Here is a 3,741-nt window from a genome sequence, read left to right on the forward strand (position 1 = left end):
ACAGCTAATTATGAATTTAATGGTAGTGGTAATCAAACTATGACGGGGATGCCTGCAACAGTAAATAATCTTACACTTTCAGGTAGTGGTAATAAGACAATTTTAGCCGGTACGAATGTTAACGGAACATTTTCTCTACAGGGTAGTGCAATTGCACTTACCAACGCAGTAGCTTATGGAGCAGGTGCTACACTTACTTATCAAGGTTCAGCAGCTCAAACTGCAACAGCAATAGAATTTCCTGCAGCATCGGGCCCTGCAAATCTTATAATTAATAATGCAAATGGTGTTACATTATTAAATGCAGTACGTACGCTAACTGGTACTTTAACTTTAACCAGTGGTATATTAACAATACCTGCTGCCGCTACGCCTAATTTAATACTTGCAGCAGCTCCTGCTAATGCTATTGGCGGTACACCTTTTAGTGCCACCAAACATATCAGGTCAGCAGTATCTGGCGCAACCACAGGTTTATTAAGAGTAAATACTATTGCTCCGAACAGTTTATATTTATTTCCTGTTGGTGATGGTACTAATTATTTACCTGCAACACTTACGCTATCTGCTACAACTGTTCAGGCAAATAATTCTTTTAGCGTAAGTGCATTTAATGGCATTACTGCCGACGGAACACCTAACGGAACAGCATTTACTGCTGCACAAAAAAATAAATGTGTTGATGCCGTATGGACAATAAATTACAATGGCCCGGGTACACCTACTCAAAGCCCCGGAAACACTTCTTTGCTGTTAGGATGGCCAGCAACGTTAGAAGGTGCTTCTTTTTCAACAAACCCCAATCCATTAATCGGTATAGCTCACTTTGATGGCCCACTTTGGGGAACAGCAGTTGGCTCTGGGGATAATGTAGCTAATACCGCAACACGTACTAACGTAACTACCTTTTCTCCTTTTGCAGTGGGTACTATAAATGCAGGCGGAGCACCATTGGCTATAAAAGTTAATTACTTTAATGCGGCCAAAGGTAATGGCGTAAATACATTAAACTGGGCTGCAGCATGCAGCAGTACAGAAGCTACTTTTGAAATTGAGCGTTCTTCAGATGGTGTAAGCTTTACTACTATCAATTCAATTACGGCTACACAGGCCCGCTGTGCACAACCCTTTAGTTACGATGATAACAGTAATGTATCGGCCCTTGCCTATTATCGTATAAAAGCCATTGATTACAATGGAAAAATCAGCTATACTTTAATAATAAAAGTGGGCAGCCAGGTAAAAGATATGCGTTTAGCAGGTTTGCTACCTAATCCGGTAAGCAACACAGCTCAATTAAGTATTACTACAGCTAAAAAAGATAAGGTAGAATTGTCGATAGTATCGCTTGAAGGTAAAGTGGTTTACAGAAATACCGTTCAGTTGCAGAACGGAACAAGTATCGTAAACCTGGAGATCAGCAATTTATCAAAAGGAACTTATGTAGTAAGAGGCGTATTTAGCGATGGACAAACTAACTCCATCAAATTTGTGAAGCAATAACTTACACATCGATCTATAAAAACCAAAAGCGCCTCTTAATGGAGGCGCTTTTTTTTTGGTGAATGTTTTTTGCAAAAATTATCTAAGCCTGTTGCTGTCTTTAATTAATTTTTCATCTTTATTAATTGCCCTTGCAGCTAACATAAAAAAGATAACAATTAAACTGTGGAGTATTGCCCATAAAGAATAAGTACCCTGCGAAAAAGTGCTTACTTCCCGATAGTATAAAAAAATTACTAAGGCTTCAAGCAAAATACCCAGTACACATAAACGCAGTTGTAAAGTTCTTTTTTTAAATAAAAAAATTGTAATAAAAGCTAAAGTGCCTGTTATGACTGTTGTGCAGAGTAATAACAAATTTTCGTTGCCATTTAATTCGTAAGATGCAACAGCTTTTGCATTTGTGCCACTGTAATAAGGTAGTTTAATAGAAAGAAAAGCGCAGGCAGCAGCCAGCAGCAGCCATACAGATTGAATGCGTTGTATCATAAAATATTTTTTAATTATCCTAACTCGGGGTACAAAGAAAACTGCTGCATAAAAGCTTTTACATCTTTGGCAACAGCTGATAAAATGGCTTCATCATCAGCATTCATTAAAGCTTTATCAATAAAATCAACAACTACGGGCATGTGTTCTTCTTTCATTCCCCTGGTGGTAATAGCAGGTACACCAACACGAATACCGCTTGTTACAAAAGCACTTTTATCATCGTAAGGCACCATGTTTTTGTTTACAGTAATGTCTGCTTTGCCTAAAACCTGTTCTGCTTTTTTTCCGCTGATGTTTTTATTTCTTAAATCAATCAGCATTAAATGATTGTCGGTTCCGCCACTAATCAATTGGTACTCTTTTGCATTAAATGCTTTTGCCATGGCTTGTGCGTTTGCAATTACCTGTTTGGCATACACGGTAAATTCATCCGTAAGTATTTCTCCAAAGGCAATTGCTTTTGCAGCAATTACATGCTCCAGCGGCCCGCCCTGTGTGCCGGGAAAAACAGCCATGTCCAGTAAATTACTCATCATCCGCACATTACCTTTTACATCTTTTAAACCAAAAGGGTTTTCAAAATCTTTTTTCATTAAGATAACACCGCCACGTGGCCCACGTAAAGTTTTATGGGTAGTGCTGGTTACAAACTGGCAATGCTCAAAAGGAGAACTTAATAAACCTTTTGCAATTAAACCGGCAGGATGTGCCATATCGCACCAAACAAAAGCACCTGCTTCATCGGCCACTTTTCTTATTCTTGCATAATCAATATCACGGCTGTAGGCACTTGCTCCGCAGATAATAACTTTTGGTTTTTCTGCACGGGCCTTTTCTTCCAGCATTTCATAATCTATTAAGCCGGTATCTTTTTTTACACCATAAAAATGCGGTTGATATAGTTTACCTGAAAAATTTACCGGCGAACCATGGGTTAAATGCCCGCCCATGCTTAAATCCAATCCTAATATTTTATCGCCGGGCTGCAGAATGGCTAATAATAAAGCTGCATTGGCCTGAGCGCCGCTGTGAGGTTGCACATTGGCGTATTCGCAATTAAAAATTTGTTTTAAACGATCTATTGCCAATTGCTCTACCTGGTCCACAATTTCGCAACCACCGTAATACCTTCGGCCCGGGTAACCTTCGGCATATTTATTAGTAAGGGAAGTTCCCATGGCCTGCATTACCTGCAAACTGGTGAAATTTTCGGAGGCAATCAACTCAATGCCGTGGCGCTGTCTTTCTAATTCTTTATCGATCAGGTCAAAAATTACGGTATCTCTTTGCATTTATTAAAATTTTGAGGGGCAAAGATAAATGCAAGTTTTTATGAAACCTAAAATCCATCGCAGGGGTTGTCAACCTTTGTTACTTTTGTTGGAAAAATAATTGTAATTGATAAGGTTGGTAACCCTCCTTAACGATGCCTGTGTAAAAAATACACCAGCTTATTAAAAAATCACTAATTTCACATCCTTTTAAAAAAAGACGCTTCTCAAATATTCAAAGCATGAAGGCCATTATTCCGGTTGCAGGCGCAGGCACTAAACTTCGTCCGCATACATACACACAACCTAAAGCGTTAATTCCTCTTGCAGGAAAAACCATTCTCAGTATTATAGTAGATCAGCTGCAGGAAGCAGGAATAAAAGATTTTGTATTTATTATAGGATACCAGGGCGAAAAAATTCAAGATTACGTAAAAGAAAAATACCCTCACTTAAATTGCCATTTTGTAAATCA

4 protein-coding genes are annotated in these 3,741 nt (G+C 38.7%); 2 read left to right on the forward strand and 2 right to left on the reverse strand.

The genetic code is table 11. The features are described 5' to 3' along the window. Positions 1–1,503, forward strand: a 1,503-nt coding sequence (locus ACY65O_RS04725; protein ID WP_462219696.1) for a T9SS type A sorting domain-containing protein, incomplete at its 5' end; no start/stop codon positions are given. 78 nt (positions 1,504–1,581) lie between these two features. Here the strand turns inward: ACY65O_RS04725 and ACY65O_RS04730 are convergent. Next, positions 1,582–1,992: a DUF4293 domain-containing protein gene (locus tag ACY65O_RS04730; protein ID WP_462219697.1), complete on the reverse strand. Its 411-nt coding sequence runs from the start codon at positions 1,990–1,992 to the stop codon at positions 1,582–1,584. Between the two features lie 14 nt (positions 1,993–2,006). Continuing rightward, positions 2,007–3,287, reverse strand: coding sequence for a serine hydroxymethyltransferase (locus ACY65O_RS04735; protein WP_462219698.1), 1,281 nt, complete (start codon positions 3,285–3,287; stop codon positions 2,007–2,009). 221 nt (positions 3,288–3,508) lie between these two features. Between ACY65O_RS04735 and ACY65O_RS04740 the strand changes: the two genes are divergently transcribed. Continuing rightward, positions 3,509–3,741, forward strand: a 233-nt coding sequence (locus tag ACY65O_RS04740; protein ID WP_462219699.1) for a sugar phosphate nucleotidyltransferase, incomplete at its 3' end; no start/stop codon positions are given.

This window comes from Ferruginibacter sp. (assembly GCF_031430955.1).
Lineage (GTDB): Bacteria > Bacteroidota > Bacteroidia > Chitinophagales > Chitinophagaceae > Ferruginibacter.